This is a genomic window from Kitasatospora sp. NPDC001603 (genome assembly GCF_040298365.1).
Classification (GTDB): Bacteria; Actinomycetota; Actinomycetes; order Streptomycetales; family Streptomycetaceae; genus Kitasatospora.
Window position 1 is genome coordinate 164,109 of record NZ_JBEPAA010000009.1, and the last position, 17,778, is coordinate 181,886.

Annotated in this window: 15 protein-coding genes; 3 read left to right on the forward strand and 12 right to left on the reverse strand. The window is 73.3% G+C overall.

Annotation, left to right across the window (positions count from 1 at the left end; translation table 11 throughout):
• Window positions 1–23 precede the first annotated feature (23 nt).
• From ABT263_RS09280 to ABT263_RS09325, 10 genes are all read right to left on the reverse strand, one after another.
• Complete coding sequence (locus ABT263_RS09280; protein ID WP_396487136.1) at window positions 24–1,385, reverse strand: aminotransferase class V-fold PLP-dependent enzyme; 1,362 nt, start codon at window positions 1,383–1,385, stop codon at window positions 24–26.
• Window positions 1,385–2,191, reverse strand: coding sequence for an SDR family NAD(P)-dependent oxidoreductase (locus ABT263_RS09285; protein WP_352289262.1), 807 nt, complete (start codon window positions 2,189–2,191; stop codon window positions 1,385–1,387). Before ABT263_RS09285 ends, ABT263_RS09280 begins: the two co-directional genes overlap by 1 nt.
• A gap of 122 nt (window positions 2,192–2,313) precedes the next feature.
• Window positions 2,314–3,174, reverse strand: coding sequence for a sulfurtransferase (locus ABT263_RS09290; protein WP_352289265.1), 861 nt, complete (start codon window positions 3,172–3,174; stop codon window positions 2,314–2,316).
• Between the two features lie 126 nt (window positions 3,175–3,300).
• Window positions 3,301–4,497, reverse strand: a complete 1,197-nt coding sequence (locus tag ABT263_RS09295; protein ID WP_352289268.1) for an MFS transporter — start codon at window positions 4,495–4,497, stop codon at window positions 3,301–3,303.
• 59 nt (window positions 4,498–4,556) lie between these two features.
• Window positions 4,557–5,078: a cupin domain-containing protein gene (locus tag ABT263_RS09300; RefSeq protein WP_329487676.1), complete on the reverse strand. Its 522-nt coding sequence runs from the start codon at window positions 5,076–5,078 to the stop codon at window positions 4,557–4,559.
• The gene (locus ABT263_RS09305) at window positions 5,075–6,346 is read right to left on the reverse strand and encodes a styrene monooxygenase/indole monooxygenase family protein (protein WP_352289271.1); all 1,272 of its coding nucleotides are present in this window, start codon (window positions 6,344–6,346) and stop codon (window positions 5,075–5,077) included. Before ABT263_RS09305 ends, ABT263_RS09300 begins: the two co-directional genes overlap by 4 nt.
• A complete protein-coding gene (locus ABT263_RS09310) occupies window positions 6,343–7,518 on the reverse strand; it encodes an LLM class flavin-dependent oxidoreductase (protein ID WP_352289274.1) in 1,176 nt (391 codons plus the stop codon). Before ABT263_RS09310 ends, ABT263_RS09305 begins: the two co-directional genes overlap by 4 nt.
• A complete protein-coding gene (locus ABT263_RS09315; protein ID WP_352289277.1) occupies window positions 7,515–8,753 on the reverse strand; it encodes a styrene monooxygenase/indole monooxygenase family protein in 1,239 nt (412 codons plus the stop codon). Before ABT263_RS09315 ends, ABT263_RS09310 begins: the two co-directional genes overlap by 4 nt.
• 123 nt (window positions 8,754–8,876) lie before the next feature.
• A complete protein-coding gene (locus tag ABT263_RS09320; RefSeq protein WP_352289280.1) occupies window positions 8,877–9,686 on the reverse strand; it encodes a TauD/TfdA family dioxygenase in 810 nt (269 codons plus the stop codon).
• Between the two features lie 34 nt (window positions 9,687–9,720).
• Window positions 9,721–10,737, reverse strand: coding sequence for an L-tyrosine/L-tryptophan isonitrile synthase family protein (locus tag ABT263_RS09325; RefSeq protein ID WP_352289283.1), 1,017 nt, complete (start codon window positions 10,735–10,737; stop codon window positions 9,721–9,723).
• Between the two features lie 412 nt (window positions 10,738–11,149).
• Between ABT263_RS09325 and ABT263_RS09330 the strand changes: the two genes are divergently transcribed.
• Window positions 11,150–12,217 carry a LysR family transcriptional regulator gene (locus ABT263_RS09330; protein WP_352289286.1) on the forward strand — a complete coding sequence of 356 codons (1,068 nt, stop codon included), beginning with the start codon at window positions 11,150–11,152 and terminating at the stop codon, window positions 12,215–12,217.
• Window positions 12,218–12,374: 157 nt separating this feature from the next.
• Here the strand turns inward: ABT263_RS09330 and ABT263_RS09335 are convergent, their stop codons facing one another.
• Window positions 12,375–13,730: a class I SAM-dependent RNA methyltransferase gene (locus tag ABT263_RS09335; protein WP_329492100.1), complete on the reverse strand. Its 1,356-nt coding sequence runs from the start codon at window positions 13,728–13,730 to the stop codon at window positions 12,375–12,377.
• A 314-nt stretch (window positions 13,731–14,044) separates the two neighbouring features.
• On the reverse strand, window positions 14,045–16,114 hold the full coding sequence (locus ABT263_RS09340; RefSeq protein ID WP_329487683.1) for an APC family permease: 2,070 nt from the start codon (window positions 16,112–16,114) through the stop codon (window positions 14,045–14,047).
• A gap of 229 nt (window positions 16,115–16,343) precedes the next feature.
• Between ABT263_RS09340 and ABT263_RS09345 the strand changes: the two genes are divergently transcribed.
• Together ABT263_RS09345 and ABT263_RS09350 are read left to right on the forward strand one after the other, a co-directional pair.
• Window positions 16,344–17,012, forward strand: a complete 669-nt coding sequence (locus ABT263_RS09345; RefSeq protein WP_329487684.1) for a potassium channel family protein — start codon at window positions 16,344–16,346, stop codon at window positions 17,010–17,012.
• Window positions 17,012–17,683: a potassium channel family protein gene (locus ABT263_RS09350; protein WP_329487685.1), complete on the forward strand. Its 672-nt coding sequence runs from the start codon at window positions 17,012–17,014 to the stop codon at window positions 17,681–17,683. Before ABT263_RS09345 ends, ABT263_RS09350 begins: the two co-directional genes overlap by 1 nt.
• Window positions 17,684–17,778: the final 95 nt, after the last annotated feature.

The following is a 17,778-nucleotide window of genomic DNA, read 5'->3' on the forward strand; positions in this document are numbered from 1 at the left end:
AACGGTCACCGGGGAATTCCCGCTCATCGGAGGAATTCCGGTACCGGCCGCGGATCCGGCACCGGCCGCCAGCCGTCCTCCGGGTGGTCGTAGGACCAGCGCGGCCCGCGCCGGACCAGTTCGCCCAGCGCCGCCACCAGCCGGTCGACGTGCTCGGCGGTGGTGCCCAGGCCGATGCTGGCGCGCAGCGCGCGGTCGCCCTGGTGCCCGGGTGCGTCGCTCAGCAGGGCGTGGACCGCCTGGTGGGCGCAGAACGCGCCGTCCCGGACGCCGATCCCGTGCTCCGCGGAGAGCGCCGTGGCGACCAGGCGCTGGTCGGCGGGCGCGTCGCCGCAGCGGGCGACGCTGAAGGAGACCACGCCGAGCCGCGGGTGTCCGCCCGGCCACAGGTCCAGCAGACGGACTCCGGGGACGGCCGCCAGCCCGCCGCGGAGCCGGGCGGTCAGCGCCTGCTCGTGCGCGGCGACGGCGTCCCAGCCGGTGGCCGTCAGCGTCCGGCAGGCGACCGCCATCGCGTGGGTGCCCACCACGTTCGGCGAACCGCCCTCGTGCCGGTGCGGCAGCCCGGTCCAGCGGATGTTCTCCCGGCCGTCCTCCTCGGCGACCCGGGCGGTGGCCCCGCCGCCCGCCAGGTACGGGTCGGCGGTGTCCAGCCAGTCGGCGGAGCCCACCAGGGCGCCGGCGCCGAACGGCGCGTACAGCTTGTGCCCGGAGAGCGCGGCCCAGTCCACGCCCCAGCCGGCGAGGTCCAGCGGCCGGTGCCCGGCGAGTTGGGCGGCGTCCAGAACGGTGCGCGCGCCGTGGGTGGCGGCCACCTCCGCCAGCTCGGCGACCGGCCACAGCTCCCCGGTCACGTTGGACGCGCCGGTGATCACCACCAGCTTCGGCCCTCTGGGGGCGCCGGCGAGCGCCTTCGCCAGCGCGGTCACGGCGTCCGCCGCGGTGGCCGGCCGGGCCAGCCGGTACACCGGGGAGCCGCGCCAGGCGAGCAGGGCGGCGTGGTGGTCGGTGGAGAACCGGAAGACCGCCGTGCCGGCGGGCAGCGCGCGTCCGAGCAGGTTGAGCGCGTCGGTGGTGTTGCGGGTGAACACCACCTGGGCGTCCGGGGCCGCGCCGACGAAGCGGCGCACCGTCTCCCGGGCCCGCTCGTACGCCCGGGTGGAGACCGCGGAGGCGAACCCGGCGCCCCGGTGCACGCTGCTGTACCAGGGCAGCATGCGGTCCACCGCGTGCTGCACGGCCGCCAGGCTCGGAGTGCTCGCCGCGTAGTCGAGGTTGGCGTACGGCACCCACGAGCCGGTCACCAGCGGCACCTTGAGGTCTCCGCCGACGACCTCCGGTACGCCGCGGGTGGCCCGTTCCGGCCCGGTGGCGGTGGCGGGCATCACCGGGCCGTCCATCCACCGTCCATGACCAGCACCGAGCCGGTGAAGAAGCCCGCCTCGTCGCCGGCCAGGTAGACGACCGCCGAGGCCGCCTCCTGCGCGCTGGCGATCCGGCCGAGCGGGTGCAGGGCGGTGAACATGTCGGCCATCTCCTGGCTGCCGCCCACCGAGGAGCGGTACATCGGCGTGTCCACGGTCGCCAGCGCCAGGGCGTTGACCCGGATGTTCTCCCCGGCGTACTCCAGCGCGGCGGCCTTGGTCAGGCCCACCACGCCGTGCTTCCCGGCCACGTAGGCGCTGATCCCGGCGCCGAACCCGACCACGCCCAGCTGCGAGGCGTTGTTGACGATCACTCCGCCGCCGCGCCGCTGCAGGGCCGGGATCTCGTGCCGCATCGACAGGAAGACGCTGGTGAGCACCCGGCCGAGGTCGTCCGTCCAGGCCTCCGGCTTCTGGTCGGCGACCAGGCCCGGGGTGCCCAGCGTCCCGGCGTTGTTGAAGGCGATGTCCAGACCGCCGTAGTGCCGCTCGGCCGTGCGGACGGCGGCCGCGACGTCCTCGTCGACCATGACGTCGGCGGTGACGGCGATCGCGGCGCCGCCGGCGGCGGTGATCTCCCCGGCGACCCGGTCCAGTTCGCTCCGCCGCCGGGCCGCCAGCACCACGCTCGCGCCCTGTGCGGCCAGTGCCTTGGCGGCCGCCTCGCCGATGCCGGAGCTGGCGCCCGTCACCAGGGCGACCTTGCCCGCCAGCCGGTCCCGGGCGGGCGCGCCGAGCGGGGGCTGCGTCGTGTTGCGTTCGTTCATGGCTGGTGGTGGGGGCCGTCCGAGGCCGGCCCCGCTCCCTTCAGGCTCGGAGGATCGGCGTGCGGTGGGTCGGGCAGGGGCGTGCGGTGGGTCGGGGAGAAGAGGGGCGGGGCGGGGGCGGCTCAGTCGCCGGGGGTGCCGCGTTCGACCGGCGCGCCGATCAGCGACCCGTACTCGGCCCAGGAGCCGTCGTAGTTGCGGACGTCCGGCCAGCCCAGCAGTTCGCGCAGGACGAACCAGGAGTGCGCGGAGCGGGCCCCGACCCAGCAGTAGGTGATGGTGCCGCGGGCGGGTTCCAGCGCGGCGAACCGCCGGCCGAGCTCCTCGTCGGAGCGGAAGGTGTCGTCCTCGCCGACGACGTCCTGCCAGGGCAGGTGGACCGCGCCCGGGACGTGGCCGGAGCGCTGGGCCACCTCGTGCGGGTTGTGGCCGGTCGCGAAGGCCTCCCCGGCGAAGCCGGGCGCGAAGACCAGTCCGGAGTACTCCTCCGGGCTCCGGACGTCGATGATGTTGCGCTGCCCGATGCCGGCCAGGACGTCGTCCCGGGTCGCCCGGACGGCCGGGTCGGGGTCGGTGACCAGGTAACCGGTCGGCGGGCGGCCGGGCGACGCGGTGGTCAGCGGGCGGCCGTCCAGCTCCCACTTGCGGCGGCCGCCGTCGAGCAGCCGCACGGACCGGTGGCCGTAGAGGGTGAGGTACCAGTAGACCTGGGTGGCCAGCAGGTTGGCGTTGGCCGAGTACACCACCACGGTGTCCTCCTCGCCGATGCCCTTGGCCCGCATCAGCCGCTCGAATCCGGCCCGGCCGACGACGCCGAGCCGCAGGTCGTCCTGGAACTCGCTCCAGTTGATCCAGACGGCGCCCGGCAGATGGCCCTTGCGGTACTCGGTGTCCTCGTTGCCGGTCTCGACGAAGACCACTCCGGCGGTGCCGAGCCGGCGCTCGGCCCAGTCGCCGGTGACCAGGACGGAATCACGACCCATGGTTGCCCCTCGTGAAGTGACGGCCGGGTGGCCCCGGCGGGACTCCCGGCCCCCGCACGGGGCCGGGCGAAGCGGACCGGGCGGGGCCGGCCGGCGCACCGGGCGCGGCCCCGCCGGGCGGAGGTGTCAGGCCGGCGAGGTCTCGGCCGTCCGCTCCTCGGCACCGGCCCCGACCGCCTTGCCGCCACCGGTGCGGTCCCGGTGCCAGGCGTAGCCGCTGAGCAGGATGCCGAGGACGGTGACCCCGGCGGCCGCGAGGTAGACCGAGCGCAGGCCCGGGCCGTCGATGACCCGGCCGCCCAGCCAGCCGGCCAGGGCGGCCGCGAGCTGGTAGCCGGAGGCGTTCACCGCGATCGCCAGGGTCGGCGCCGAGCTGGCGGTGGTCAGCACCCGGGTCTGCATGCCGGGGATCACGGAGAATCCCAGCGCCCCGATCACGAAGACCATCACCGCGGTGAGCACGGTGCCGCCGCTGACCGCCCACATCAGCAGCAGGCCCCCGGTGAGCAGGCCCAGCAGGCCGACCTGGGAAGCCATCAGGGAGCGGTCGGAGAGCCAGCCGCCGACGAAGTTGCCGGCCGCCGCGCCCACCCCGTACGCCAGCAGCAGCAGCGGGACGGCCCCGTCGGCGAAGCCGGTCAGGTCGGTGAGCAGCGGCGAGAAGTAGGTGAACACCATCAGCAGGCCCATGTTGGCGACGGCGGTGATGCCGATCGCCAGCTGGACGTTGCGGTTGCGGAACACCCGCAGCTCCGCCACCGCGCTGGTGGTGGAGGCCGCCACGTCCGGCACCAGCGGCAGCACCAGGACCAGGCCGACCAGGCAGACCGCGGCGATCACCGCGAAGGTGGCGCGCCAGCCGAAGTGGTCGCCGATGAAGGTGCCGATGGGCGCGCCGAGCATCATCGAGAGGTTCATCCCGAAGACCAGCTTGGACACGGTCGAGGCCTGCTTGCCCTCCGGGGCCGTGGACGCGGCGATCACGATCGCGTTCGCGAAGAACGTGGCGGTCACCAGCGCGGTGACGACGCGCGCGACGAACAGCACCGCGTACGCGGGTGCCAGCGCCGAGGCGACGTTGCCGACGATCACGATGACGAGCAGGCCGACGATGAGCGGCTTGCGCGGGTACCGGGCGGTCAGCGCGGTGAGCACCGGGCCGCCGGTGATCATTCCGATGGCGTACGCCGTGACCAGGAGCCCGGCCGCGGGGATCGACACGTCGAGGTCGGAGGCGACGTCCGGCAGGATGCCGGCGATGACGAACTCGCCGGTGGTGATGCCGAACACGCACAGCATCAGGGAAAGGAGCTTCAACGACATGGTGTCTCTTCTGTCGGAACGGGAGCGTTGGCCGGCCGGCCGAGGGGCCGGAGCGGCCGTCAGGGGGCGGGCGGCGGGCCCGCGTAGCGGTACGCGTACGTGGTGCCCAGCGCGATGATGTGGTCGAGGTCGGGGCCGCCCACGTCCTCGGTGGGCAGCGTCAGGGCCCGGGCGTGCGGGATCTCCGCCTTCAGGAACAGGTCGAACTGCGGCCTGCGGTCCGGCTGGGGCGTGGAGTGGATGGTGAGGAAGCGGGCGTTCGGCGAGGTCGTCACGAAGCCGTGCGGAACGGTCCGCGGCACGATCATCGTGCTGCCGGCCTCGGCGACGAGCTCCTGCCCGTCGCAGATCATGCGCAGCGTGCCGTCCAGGACCATGAAGACCTCGTCCTCGTAGTCGTGGATGTGCAGCGGCGTGTTGTAGCCGCGGTTGCCGGTGTGCTGCACGACGGTGAAGGCGTTGCCCGTCGCCTCGCCGGGCACCCGTATCTGGGCCAGGCCGCCGAGCAGCCACACCGCGGTCTGTTCGGACTCGGGGATCAGCCGGCCCTTCTCGTCCCGGGCCATGTCGGGGAAGGTCATCGCGCTCCTTCGGTGGTCGTGGTGCCGCTCGCGGCGGCGGCCGGCGCGGTCCGTTCGCAGTCGGCGAGGAAGGCGCTCACGCCGTCCGGGGTGGACAGCGCCCGCCACATCGCGACCGGGTCGTTGAAGTTGCCGACGAAGGCGTCGGCGACCCGCCGGTCGACCGCGGCCCGCCCGAACAGCGCGCCGACGTGCGGCGGGGGCCCGGCGAGGAAGGCGTTGCTCCACTCCACGACGTGGCGCGCGTGCTCCCACAGGCGCGCGGAAGCGTTGCGGCAGAACGCCTCGTCGTAGCGCCCCCGGTGCCGCGTGATCAGCTCGGCCAGCGCGAAGGCGGTGTGCGAGCCGAGGTTGGCGCCCTGGGCGGTGAGCGGGTCGTTGGTGATCCAGGCGTCGCCGACCGCCAGCGCGCAGGTGCCGTCGTCGAGCCGGGCCCAGCCCCGGCGGACCACCGGGGTGATGGCGCCCCGGGCGAGCTCGCCCGGCGCGGTCAGCGCGAAGCCGGCGGTGTCGATCCGCTCGCGCAGACCCGGGGCGTGCGCGGCGACCAGGTCCAGCACGTGCCGGTGGAAGCCCGCCGGGTCGGCGTCGGCGTCGACGTGGCCGGCGGACTCCAGCGGGCCGCCGGGGACGGCCTCGAAGGCGAGGACGTCGGCCCGGCCGGCCGGGGAGTAGAAGGGCAGTCGCAGGATCTCGCCGGCGCCGGGCAGGAAGTGGATGTCGAGCGAGTGCGGCACCTCCTCGTCGATCCCGAGGTAGATCCCGGCGCAGATCACCCGCTGCGGCGTGCTGTACGGCGAGCGGGCCGGGTCGGCCGGGAAGAGCCGGCGCACCGACCGGTTGCCGTTGGCGACCACCAGCAGGTCGTGGTGCCGGGCGAGTTCCTCGACCGGGTGGTCACCGGTCACCAGTTCGCCGCCGCGGTCGACGAAGGCGCTGAGCAGCCGGGGCAGGTAGATCCGGAAGTCGACCACGCTGGACGGCGGCCGCAGGGCGGCCAGGAACTCCAGCGGCCGCGGCTCGCCGGTGTGCATGGTGACCGCCCAGTGCCGCACCTGCGCGTCGGCGAACTCCCATTCGTGGACGCCGAGTTCCCGCTCCCGTTGCTGGGTCGGCCCGAACCGGGCGGGGAAGTTCCGCGGCGGTCCGCCCTTGAGCCCCTCGATGCCGTGCTCCGAGTACACCGTCGCCGGGACGCCGGACTGCTGGAGGCGCAGCGCCAGTTGCAGGCCGGAGATGCCGGACCCGACGATGCCCACGCCGGTCATGAGGACACCGCCGCGGTGGCCGGGCCGGAGCCGGAGCCGGGACCGCCGCCCGGGCCGGCGTCGGAGCGCAGCCGGGCGGCGAGCCAGCCGATCGACTCGATCGTGTAGCCGGCCGCCTCCGGCGAGGCCAGCGCCGAGGCGGGGATCAGCATGGGGTGGCGCATGCCGGCGTCGAGCAGTTCGCCGATCCGCTTGAGCACCGTCTCCCGGCTGCCGGCGATGACCTGGTCGGCCACCACCTCGTCGGGCACCACCGCGAGCGCCCGCTCCACCTCGGCGCGGGTGAGCAGGTGCGGCAGCAGTTCGACCAGGCCGCGGTAGTCCTCGCCGAAGGGGTGGGCGGCGCCGTGCCGCCGCCAGGCCCGGGCGCCCGCGTGCAGCGCGAGGAAGCGGATCGGGGTGGCCCGCAGCAGTTCCTGCGCGGCGGCGTCGGTCTGCGCCACCACGATCGGGACGCCGCCCGCGGCGACGATGGTGTCGGGGTCGCGGTCGGCGTCGACGGCGGCGGCGCGCACCGTGTCGAGCCGCCGGGCGTACTCGTCGGGGGCCATCAGCTCGGACGGCAACCAGCCGTCGGCGTAGCGGCCGGCCAGGGTGAGCATCCGCGGGCGGTTGGCGCCGAGCCAGATCCGGGGCGTGCGGCCCTCGGGGGCGGGGGTGATGAGCGCCCGGTCGAGGGTGAAGTGGTGGCCGCGGAAGTCGTGCGGGCCCTCGCCGGAGAAGAGCAGGCGCAGCACGCGCAGCGCCTCCTCGACCCGGTCCACCTGGTGGTCGTGCGGCACGCCGTACGGCACGAGGTTCTCCAGCGCTCCCGCGCCGATGCCGAGGACGGGTGCCCGGTCGGTGAGCTGGGCGAGGGTCAGCGCGGTCTGCGCGAGCACGGCGGGGTGGCGCCGGTGCGGGTCGGTCACGCCGATGGCGAGCCGGACCGGGCCGGCCTGCGGGGCGAAGTTGCCCAGCACGGTCGCGAAGTCCAGGCAGCGGTCCGGGGTCGGCAGGCTCGCCGCGACGTGGCTGAAGTCGGTGTCCCAGGCCTGCCGGGGGAAGACGTTCATCAGGTGGTCGAAGACCAGGAAGGTGTCCAGCCCGGCCTGCCGGGCGAGGTGCAGCAGCCCCCGTCCGTCCTCGACCCGCCCGACCGCGTCCCAGACCAGGCCGACCTCGACACTCATGCTGCGCTCCTCACGGTCTGGGCCCGGGCGATGAACGCGTCGGTGCCTTCGGGGCTGGCGAGGCCGCGCCACATGGCGGCCGGCCGGTCGAGGTGGGCGACGAAGGCGTCGGCCACCCGCTGGTCGGCCGCGGCGGCGCCGAGCAGGGTGCCCAGGTGCGCCGGCGGCGGGCCGATGAAGAGGTTGGTGAAGTCGACGACGGGTTGGGCGCGCTGCCACATCCGCTCGGAGGCGGCGCGGCAGAACGCCTCGTCGTAGCGGCCGGTGTGGTCGCGCAGCACGTCGGCGAGGAGGAAGGCCAGCTCGGAGCCGAGGTTGGCGCCCTGGGCGGTGAGCGGGTCGTTGGCGATCCAGGCGTCGCCGACCGCCAGCGCGTACCGGCCGCCGGCCAGGGCGGCCCAGCCCCGGCGGACCACCGGGACGACGGCGCCCTGGAGCAGGTCCACCGGCCGGGCCAGCGCGAAGTCCTGCTCGTCCACGCGCTCCCGCAGGGCGGGCGCGTGGGCGGTGACCAGGGCGAGGACCTCCTTGGCGAACCCGTCCGGGTCGCCGCGGTGGTCCCGGCCGGTCAGCTCCGCGAACGGGCCGTCCGGAACGGCCTCGACGAGCACGGCCGTCACCTGCCCGGCGAAGGAGTGGTAGGTGGGGGCGTGGATCTCCCCGGCCCCCGGGACCATGTGCATCGTCATACCGGCCGGCTCCGGCGGACGGACCCCGTGGAACAGGCCGCCGGCCAGCCGGCGCGGCGCCGAGCGGTAGGGCGAGCGGGCCTCGTCCCGGGGGAAGACGTCGGTGAGCGCGCCCCGGCCGGCCGCCACGACCACCAGCTCGTGGCGATCGGCCAGCCGGTCCAGTCCGGCCCGGTCGGCCACCCGGAGGTGGACCGGGTCCCCGCCGCGCCGCTGGTACTCCTCCAGCAGCGCGGCGAGGTACATCCGGAAGTCGACCGAGCTGGCCGGCTTCGGCAGCCGGCCGCGGAACGAGAACCCGTCCGGGCCTTCCAGGTGGAGGTGCATCCACGCGTTGTCGTACGCCGGCGACGACCATTCGGTGACGCCGAGCGCGGATTCCCGTTCCCGGGTGGAGTCGAATCGAGTGACGAAGTTCAGCGGCGGACCGCTGCGGATGTCGTCGGGCCCCTGGGCCGTGTACAGGGTGGCGTCGATGCCGAACTGCCTTAGCCTCAACGCCAGATGAAGACCGGAGATCCCGGTTCCCACAATGCCGATACTCATGTTCTCGCTCCACCTGTGCCGGAACTGCCGGCCTCCCGGCGTTGACGGGTGATGACGGGTGCTGACGGGTGACGGAAGCCGTCGGGGGTTCGGCCCCGCGGGCGGGAGCCGGCCCGGGACGCCTCAGATGACCTCGACCCGCTGCAGATGGCGGGAGGTCGGACCGGTGAAGGCGTTGCGCCCGTGCACCAGCGCGATGTTGTCGGCGATCACGATGTCGCCCCGGCGCCAGTCGTGCGCGTAGCAGTAGGCGGGCCGGTGCAGCCGCTCCGCCATCGAGGCGATGAACTCCTCGGCCTGCGCGGCGTCGACGCCGTCGACGTGGACGGACACCGGGTTCTTGTAGACCGCCGGGTCCAGCGGCTCGGCGAAGCGCAGCACGGGCACCCCGGTCCCGGGGTGCTGGGCGACCAGCCGCTCGGTGACCTCGCCGCCGTAGTGCACCATCTTCTCGGTGGTGTAGGTGACGCTGATCCGCGCCCAGAGGTCGCGCAGTTCGGGGTCGGCGTCCCGGTAGACGGCGGTGGTGTCGGAGAAGACGGTCTCCCCGCCGGCCCCCGCGGTCGCGTCCAGGCACTGGAAGAAGAAGTACCGCGGATCGGCCTCGACGAACGCACCGTCCCAGTGGAACGGCACGTCGCCGCTGGCGAACAGGTAGTTCCGGGGATTGTCCTCGACCACCAGGTCGATGACCTCGCCCGGCTCCCACTTCAGGACCTCGCCCCATCGCCGGCAGTAGTCGGCGAATTCCTGCTTTCCGAGCAACGAGAATCCGCGGAGCACCAGGACCCGCGATTCCTCGGTCCAGCGGGCGAGCGTGTCCACCGGAATGTCGCCGATCCGGGCATTTCCGCCGGGAGCCTCGACCACGCGGCCGAACGGCCGGAGCGGAATGTGGCGCAGCTCCGCGGCCGAGGGAATGGAAGTCGTCATGGCGCGTTGTCCTCCTTTCTGGAACGGGCTTTCCCTACGGGCGGGCGGCTAGGTGCGGGGCGACGAAATGGCTCGGCCGGCCGTCCCGCCAGACGACGGAGGCCTGGAGGTTCTCCGCGTCCCACCGCTTGACCAGGTACCGGCTGACGCCGTCGTCGAGCACCACGCCGTGCCACGGGGTCAGCCAGCCGTCCCTGGTCGGCATGAGCTGGAGCCCGAACTTCTCCGAGTGCGGGGGCTGCGGGTGTATCGAGAGGCGTATCGCGTCGGGGAACTTCTCGGCGACCAGCCGGCTCCACGCGTTGCTGCGGAGAATGGTCTGGTAGGCGGCGTCCTTGGAGTTCTTCCGGAGCTGGTTCCGGGTCGTCCCGCCGCCCTGGCGCGCCACCGCGTCCTCGAACATGAAGCGGTGGATCCCGTTGAACAGCGCACGCGTGTTCCGGTCGGTGCGGACGTTCTCCTTGAGCTCGTCCAGCGTCGCGGAGTAGTTCTCCTCCAGCACGCGCCGCATCTTCGGGTAGTCGAGGCTGCCGAACGCGTCGTCCAGGCCGTAGAGGTCCAGCGCCGACCAGTGCGAGGCGCCGATCATGTCCGCGAGGGCCTGCCGGTAGGCGGTCACCGCCCCGTCGGTCACCCCGACGACGTCGCCGAAGACGTGGCCGTCCGAACAGATCGTGACCCGGGCGCCGGGCGCGTAGAAGTGCCGCACGTAGTCGCAGAGCGACTGCAGGAAGCCGACCGCCAGGTGCTCGCCGAGGTCCGGCAGCGCGCCGAGCACCTTGCCCTGGTTCGGGGACTTCGCCGGGAACGCCGGCACGACGAAGTGGATGGGCTCGTCGCGCGCGGTGAAGCGCTCCATCTTGGCCCGGTGGACCTCGGAACACGCGTCGCAGCGCGCGTTCCCCGACGTCCCGCCGGGCTCCTCCGGTCCGGCCGGTCCGGCCGGTTCGGCCGCCAGCGCCTCGTCGATCCGCTGGTACCGGTAGAGCAGTTCGAGTACTCGCGCCGATGCCGTCCGGGCGGACGGCTCCCCCGTGGTGTTGTGGTTCAACACTCCTCCAGACAACATTCCCGTTCGGGCGCGAAGCCGGAATCATGCACTCCGCACGTGGCGGACTGGGGTGGAATTCCTGTCTGCACTCTCATTTCACCGCTCCTGAATTCGTGTCCGCGCCGGGCGGCACGGAACCGCTTCTGGGATGGTGCTCGGTGGTTCCCGGCGGGAGCCTCAGGATCGGTCGTGCCCAGTGGACGCCCGGCCCCCGACGGCCGTTCTCGCCGAAACGACGACTGCGCCTCCGCATGCGCGGGTGGATCAGGGCACGCCGAAAGAAGCGGCCGGCCGGTTTTCGGCCACCCCGACCACGCCGTACCGGATTCTCCCGCGATCTCGCTGAGGCGTTGTCAGCTTCCCTCGCGCGCAAGGCTCCGCGCAATCCTCCATCGATTAGCATGATTGATGGATGGCGGAGCCAGCTCCGGGGCGATGGGAGGCAACGGCGATGGTCGGCGTGGACGACCCGGCGGTTCACCAACTGCGATCACTGCTGACGCTGGCCGAGGAGCTGCATTTCGGCCGCGCCGCCGCACGGCTCTACCTGACCCAGCCCGCCCTCAGCCAGCAGATCCGCACCCTCGAACGCCGGCTGGGGGTGCAGCTGTTCACCCGGACGAGCAGAAGAGTGACGTTGACGCCCCTAGGGCATGCCCTGCTTCCGCTCGTCCGGAACGTGGTGGACGCCGCGGACGAGCTGCGCGACGCCGCCCGGCACTCGCCCGACGACGGCGACGGGCCCACCCTGCGGCTGGGGCTCACCGACTGCGCCGCCGCCCTGGCCGCCACCCGCCGGGTGATCGCCACGCTCACCACCCTGCACCCGGGTCTGAACGTGGACTTCCACGTCCTGGACCTGGTCGAGCAGACCACCGCCCTCGCGATCGGCAAGATCGACGCCGCCTTCGTCTACCTGCCGGCGCCCGAGGGCTTCCACGCCGAGCCCCTCACCACCGAGCCCCGGGTGGTCTGCGTGGCCGCCTCCGACCCGCTCGCCCGGCAGCCGGTGCTCCGGCTCGCGGACCTCGCCGACCGGCCGATGGTCGGCCTCGCCCCGGAGGTCTCCCCCTCCGAGCGGAGCTTCTGGGCGATGGACCCGCGGCCCGACGGCACCCGGGTCCGCTACACCGGCCACCAGGTCACCCGGGTGGAGTCGCTGCTCTCCGCGGTCTCCTTCGACGGGGCGACGGCCTTCCTGCCCGCCGTGGCGGCCGAGCTCTTCCCCCGCCCGGACGTCCGCTACCGCCCGGTGGAGGGCCTGGTGCCCTGCGACTTCGGCGTGGTCTGGCCCGCGGACGACCAGGAGAAGCCCGGCATCGTCCTCCTCCAGGAGGTCTGCTGCCGGCTGCGGGACCAGGGCCTTCCCGCCGGGACGATGCCGGCCCCGGCCGCGCCCCCGGCCGCCGTCGAGAGCGCGGGCGACGAGACCGCCGCCGGCACCGGGCCGGCCGGCGGCCTGGGCGTGTCCTTCGGCTGATCCGGGGACCGGCGCCGGCGCCGACCACCCCGGTCCCGACAAGCCCGCTCGCCCCGAAGCGGCCCCGCGGACGACGGCAGGCGGCGCCCGGAGCGTCCGGACACCGCCTGCGCGTCACTGCTAAAGCGCGAGAACCGCCAGGGCCGCGAAGCCCCGACTAGGCCGCGATCGGCTCCAGGATCGCCACGCACTCGAAGTGGTGGGTCATCGGGAACAGGTCGAAGGCCCGCAGCGAGACCGGCCGGTAGCCGCCCTCGCGGAAGTACCCGAGGTCCCGGGCCAGCGCGGCCGGGTCACAGGCCACGTAGGCGATCCGGCGGGCCGACAGGCCGGCCAGGTGCGCCACCGTCTCCCGCCCGGCGCCCGCGCGCGGCGGGTCCAGGACGATCAGGTCGGTGGCGGTGATGCCGGTGCGCGGCAGCAGCGTCTCCACCCGGTCGCACTCGATCCGGACGTTGTCCAGCACCGCCAGGTTGTGCCGGGCGTCGACCACGGCCTGCTTGGAGGACTCGATGCCGAGCACCGCGCCCTCCTCGCCGACCCGGTCGGCCAGCGCACCCGCGAACAGCCCGACGCCGCAGTACAGGTCGAGCGCGCTCTCGCCCCACTGCGGGTCCAGGCCGGCCAGCACGGCGTCGACCAGGGTGTCCGGCGCCTCGGGGTGGATCTGCCAGAAGCCGCCGTTGCTGACCCGCCAGGTCCGGCCGGCCGCACGCTCGCGGACGAAGGAGCGCCCGTGCACCTTGTGGATGTTGTCGTGCTCGTCGATCCGGGCGATCGACACCGGCTTGTCCAGCTCGACCAGCGGCAGCTGGGCGCCCGGCGCCGGGGTGAGGACGACCTGGCGGTCCGAGGAGCCCGCGGCGGCGATCACCTCGACGGTGGTGATGCCCGGCCAGTCGCGGGCCTCGACGCCCAGCTCCGTGACGCCCTCGGCGGCGATCAGGCAGCGGTCGATCGGCTGGATGTCGTGCGAGCGGTGCTTGCGCAGCCCGACCTTGCCGCTCTCCTGGTCCACCGCGTACTGCACCCGGGTGCGCCAGGCCGGCACCTGCCCGGCCGGCAGCTTGCCGCCGATCGGCTCGACGGTGCCGTCCCAGCCCGCCTCGGCCGGGGTGAGGCCCGCCAGCTTGGCCAGCTGCTCGGTGAGCACCTGCACCTTGAGCTTGCGCTGCCCGCCCGGGGTGACGTGCTGCCAGTCGCAGCCGCCGCACTTGCCCGGCCCGGAGAACGGGCAGGGCGGGGCGATCCGGTCCTTGGCGGGCTCCAGGATCTCCACCGCGTCGGCGCGCAGGAAGCGCGACTTCGTGGTGCCCTCGGTGACCTGGGCGATGACCTTCTCGCCCGGCAGCGCGTGCCGGACGAACAGCACCCGGCCCTCGTGGCGCGCCACGCAGTGGCCGCCGCCGTGCGCGACGGCACCGATCTCGACCTCGTAGCGCTCGCCGACCAGCGGGTCGCCGCCGGGCCCCCTGGGGGCGGCCTCGACCCGCGGCGCGCGCGGCGTGCGCAGCACCTTCGGCGGGCGGACGGCCTGCTTGCGCGGGCGGTCCCCGCCCTTGGGCCGGTCGGCCGGCTTCTCCTTGCGCGCCTGCGCGGGGGCCGGGCGCTCGGGCTCGGGCTCCGGGGCGCGCTCGCCCGGCGCGAGCGGGGCGGTCTGCGCGGTGAAGCCGTCGCGGTCGGTGGCGGCCGGGCGCACGGGCTTGCCCCAGCGCGGCCGGGCGACCTGCCCGGGCTTGCCGGCGCCGCCCTTGCGGGCACCCTTCGCGGAGGACCCCTTCGAGGACGAGCCCTTGGAGCCGTTGGAGCGGGGCGGGGTGTTGCGGGTCACTGGGAGGAGTCCTTGCTGCTGTCAGCGGTGTCGTCGGGCTGTGCGGAGGCCTTCGACTTTACGGCCTTCGGCGCCCGCGGCTCACCACGACGAACGGCGCCGGGAGCCGACCAGGCCTTCTGCGGCTTGCGCCGTTCGGAGGACTCCAGCTGCCAGGGTACCGAGGTCACCATCACTCCGGGCTTGAACAGCAGACGTCCCTTGAGGCGCAGCGCGCTCTGGTTGTGCAGCAGGTGCTCGTACCAGTGCCCGACCACGTACTCGGGGATGTAGACCGAGACCACGTCGCGCGGGCTGCTGCGGCGCAGGTTCTTGACGTAGTCCAGGACCGGTCCGGTGACCTCGCGGAACGGCGAGTCCAGCACCTTCAGCGGCACCTCGATGCCGCGCTCGTCCCACTCCGCCCGCAGCGCCGCGGTGTCCACCGGGTCGACGTTGACGGTGACGGCCTCCAGCGTGTGGGCGCGGGCCAGCCGCGCGTACGCCAGGGCCCGCAGGGCCGGCTTGTGCAGCTTGGAGACCAGCACGATGGCGTGCACCCGGGTGGGCAGCACCACGTCGTCCGGCTCCTCGGCGGCGACCAGCTCCTCGGAGACCCGGTCGTAGTGCCGGCGGATCGCCTTCATCATCACGAACAGCACGACCATCGCGGCGATCGCGATCCAGGCGTGGCTGATCTTGGTGGCGAGCACGACGATCAGCACGGCCATGGTCATCACCAGGCCGAAGGCGTTGATCGCCCGGCTGCGCTGCATGTGGCGGCGCTTGGCGGGGTCGGTCTCGGTGCGCAGGTGCCTGGTCCAGTGCCGGATCATGCCGGACTGGCTCATATTGAAGGAGACGAAGACGCCGACGATGTACAGCTGGATCAGCCGGGTGGGGTCGGCGTCGAAGGCGATGATGAACAGGATCGCGGCCAGCGCCAGCAGGATGATGCCGTTGGAGAAGGCCAGCCGGTCGCCGCGGGTGTGCAGCTGGCGCGGCAGGTAGCGGTCCTGGGCCAGGATCGAGCCGAGCACCGGGAAGCCGTTGAAGGCGGTGTTGGCGGCCAGCACCAGGATCAGGCCGGTGACGGCGGCCACGAAGTAGAAGCCGGGCGTGAAGTTGGAGAAGACGGCCTCGCTGATCTGGGCCAGCGCGGTCTTCTGGTGGTAGCCGTCGCCCGCGCCGACCAGCTGCTCGGCGGGATTCTCGGCCATCTGGACATGGGTGAGGCGGGCCAGCCAGATGATGCCCATGAACATCACCACGGCGATGGACGCCATCATCAGCAGCGTGGTCGCCGCGTTCTTGCTCTTCGGCTTGCGGAAGGCGGGCACACCGTTGGAGATCGCCTCGACGCCGGTCAGCGCGGCACAGCCCGAGGAGAACGCCTTGAGCAGCAGGAACACCATCGCGAAGCCGGCCAGCGACTCGTTGCCGGGCGTCGCCTGCAGGTGGAACCCGGAGCTCTCGGCGGGGATGTCCTGCCCCAGGCCGAAGTGCCGGACCACGCCGTACACCACCATGCCGAGCACGCCGACCATGAAGGCGTACGTCGGGACGGCGAAGGCGCTGCCGGACTCGCGGACACCGCGCAGGTTCATGCCCATCAGCACGATGACCACGACCACGGACAGGGTCAGCTCGTGGCCGCGCAGCGAGGGCACCGCGGACACCACGTTGGCCACCCCGGAGGTGGTCGAGACCGCCACGGTGAGGATGTAGTCGACCATCAGGGCGCTGGCGACCACCAGGCCGGAGTTGGGACCGTGGTTCACGGTGGCGACCTCGTAGTCGCCACCGCCGCTCGGGTACGCGTGCACGTTCTGCCGGTACGAGGCCACCACGGCGAGCATCACGACGGCGACGACGACGCCGATCTGCCAGGAGAAATGAATGGCCGAGGCACCCGCCAGGGAGAGCGTCAGCAGGATTTCCTCGGGCGCGTACGCGACCGAGGAGAGCGCGTCCGAGGCGAAGACGGGCAGCGCGATGCGCTTGGGGAGCAGCGTTTCCCCGAGCTTGTCGCTGCGCAGCGCACGCCCGATCAGGATGCGTTTCGGAAGGTCAGTCGGCATAGGCACGTTAAGGAATCGTAGGGGCTCTTAGGCCCGGGGTCCGACTTATGGCCCCCCCTTCGTCGCGACTGTGTTCGGTGGACCGGCTAGCGTGTCGGATACGAGCAGGCGGGCAACACTCAGGTTGTCGTACCCAGCCCCACGAACACGCTCGCCCCGGGCGACCGGGCGGGAAAGGAAGACGAACGGTGTTTGCGCAGGTCAAGAACCCAACGGGACGGGTGAGGTAGCGCCGGTGCACATCGTCATCATGGGCTGCGGCCGCGTGGGGTCCGCCCTCGCCAGAGCACTCGAGAAACAGGGGCACTCGGTCGCCGTCGTCGACCAGGACCCGACCGCGTTCCGCCGCCTCGGCGCCGGGTTCAACGGCCGGCGGGTCACCGGCGTCGGCTTCGACCAGGACACCCTGAAGGAGGCGGGCATCGAGGAGGCCGGCGCGTTCGCCGCCGTCTCCAGCGGTGACAACTCCAACATCATCGCGGCCCGGGTGGCCCGGGAGAACTTCGGCGTGGAGAACGTCGCGGCCCGGATCTACGACCCCCGGCGCGCCGAGGTCTACCAGCGCCTGGGCATCCCGACGGTGGCCACCGTCCGCTGGACGGCCGACCAGATGCTGCGCCGGCTGCTGCCGAGCGGCGCCGAGCCGCTCTGGCAGGACCCGAGCGGCACCGTGCAGCTCGCCGAGGTCGCCTACGACCCGCACTGGGTCGGCCACCGGATCAGCGGGCTGGAGGAGGCCTCCGGCACCCGGGTGGCGTTCGTCACCCGGCTCGGCGAGGGCGTGCTGCCCACGCCGCAGATGGTGGTGCAGGAGGGCGACCTGGTGCACGTCATGGCGCGCCGGGCCGACCTGCCGGCCGTCGAGGCCGCGTTCGCCCAGGGGCCGAAGGAAGAGGGTCACTGATGCGCGTCGCCATTGCCGGGGCCGGTGCCGTCGGCCGCTCGATCGCGAGCGAGCTGCTGGAGAACGGCCACGAGGTCCTGCTGATCGACAAGAACCCGAACTCCATCTCGGTGGAGCGGGTGCCCATGGCGGAGTGGCTGCTGGCCGACGCCTGCGAGATCACCTCGCTGGACGAGGCGGCGCTGCAGCGCTGCCACGTGGTGATCGCCGCCACCGGTGACGACAAGGTCAACCTGGTCGTCTCGCTGCTCGCCAAGACCGAGTACGGCGTGCCGCGGGTGGTCGCCCGGGTGAACAACCCCAAGAACGAGTGGCTCTTCAACGAGTCCTGGGGCGTGGACGTCGCCGTCTCCACCCCGCGCCTGATGTCCGCCCTGGTCGAGGAGGCGGTCAGCGTCGGCGACCTGGTCCGGCTGATGCGCTTCAGCCAGGGCAACGCCAACCTGGTCGAGCTGACCCTGGCGGAGGACACCGAGCTGGTCGGCACCCGCGTCGGCGACGTGGCCTGGCCGCCGGACACCTCGCTGGTCACCATCATCCGCGAGGGCCGGGTCCTCACCCCGGGCAAGGACGACACCCTGGAGGGCGGCGACGAGCTGCTCTTCGTGGCCGCCCAGGAGCGCGAGGAGGAGCTGGAGGACCTGCTCTCCGCGACCTCCGGCGCGCAGTAGCGGCTCCGGCCGACGACGGACGCCACGGCGGACAACAGCGGCGGGGGGCCCCCCCGGGGGGCCCAGGGGGGGCCCCCCCCGCGGGGACGCCCGGC